This window comes from Pseudomonas sp. RA_15y_Pfl1_P11, assembly GCF_963970975.1.
Classification (GTDB): Bacteria; Pseudomonadota; Gammaproteobacteria; order Pseudomonadales; family Pseudomonadaceae; genus Aquipseudomonas; species Aquipseudomonas tritici.
In genome coordinates this window covers 1-1262 of record NZ_CAXAOY010000053.1, presented here as the reverse complement: position 1 = coordinate 1262, position 1262 = coordinate 1, and the positions used below count along the sequence as shown (strand labels likewise).

Below are 1262 nucleotides of genomic sequence, written 5' to 3'. Positions count from 1 at the left end.
GGAAAAAGCTGTACCCGCCGCCAGACCTGCCCTATCCCGACATCATCGAATGGTCCAAACCACTGCCACCGGAGCAATGGGCCAAGCGCTCCCCTGAGTTGGAAGAAGCCATCGCAAAACGTGAAGCAGAACTGGCCGTGCAACCCAAGGACCGCGCATGAGTACGCCACCGGCAGGCACCACGAAAAAACGGCTGTTTGCGCGCAATGACTACTTGGCGCCGTTGCCCATTCCCACCGGTGAAAAACCCTCGGACGTGCTCAACACCATTTGGCGCAAGAACGAGGTATTTCTCGATATCGGTAATTACAGCATCGGCTCAGCAGTTATGGTGATTTGGCCTAGTATAATGACAGTATTAGCCATGTCTTACTTTACCCGAAATCTTAACTCTGACTTCAGCCAAGATATTTTGATCTTGGGCTCAATTATTATGCTTCTTCCTATCTGGTTTGTTATCCAAGGTTTATTTCGCGAGGTGCCGTTGCCGGTGCGTTTTAATCGGCAACGCCGCGAAGTGTGTGTGCCACGAGAGGATGGCGAGTACTGGATTGTCCCCTGGGAAAGCGTGACGGCGGCGGCCACGCAGCAGTCGTCGGTGAGTCAGGCGGGTAAAGCTACGATGGGCTTATTGATCATAGGCTTTGACAATCCTGACCCGCAGGCCAAGGAGGATAACAAGCATTTTTGGTTCGGGTTTAACTGTGGTGGCGGCACCACGGCCATGGCGTTGTGGGAGTGCATGCGTAGCTATATGGAGATTGGGCCGGACGCTGTTGAAGATCAGACGGCACGCTTCGACAGATCTAAAGGAATATGGGCTACCTACCTGGACGACCTTATCAAGGCTGCGAAGTTGAGAGGCTGGTTAATAACTGCTTTGTGGGAAGGCTTCTGCGGGATTTTTATTTTTAATACGCTACTGATAGATGTCCTTGAACGCTGGAAACTGAACCCGCCGCCTGATCTGCTTTACCCCGACATCATCGAATGGTCCAGGCCGCTACCACCCGAGCAATGGGCCAAGCGCTCCCCTGAGTTGGAAGAAGCCATCGCAAAACGTGAAGCAGAACTGGCCGTGCAACCCAAGGACCGCGCATGAGTACGCCACCGGCAGGCACCACGAAAAAACGGCTGTTTGCGCGCAATGACTACTTGGCGCCGTTGCCCATTCCCACCGGTGAAAAACCCTCGGATGTGCTCAACACCATTTGGCGCAAGAACGAGGTGTTTCTCGACATCGGAAACTACAGCATCGGCTC

1 protein-coding gene is annotated in these 1262 nt (G+C 53.6%); it reads left to right on the top strand.

The features are described from left to right. Positions 1-157 precede the first annotated feature (157 nt). A complete protein-coding gene (locus tag AACY44_RS27555) occupies positions 158-1102 on the top strand; it encodes a hypothetical protein (protein WP_339531525.1) in 945 nt (314 codons plus the stop codon). The last annotated feature ends 160 nt before the right edge of the window (positions 1103-1262 follow it).

Bases quoted from the DNA above. Each gene is read 5' to 3' on its own strand.
- AACY44_RS27555 (WP_339531525.1), top strand. From the start codon at position 158: ATGAGTACGCCACCGGCAGGCACCACGAAAAAACGGCTGTTTGCGCGC.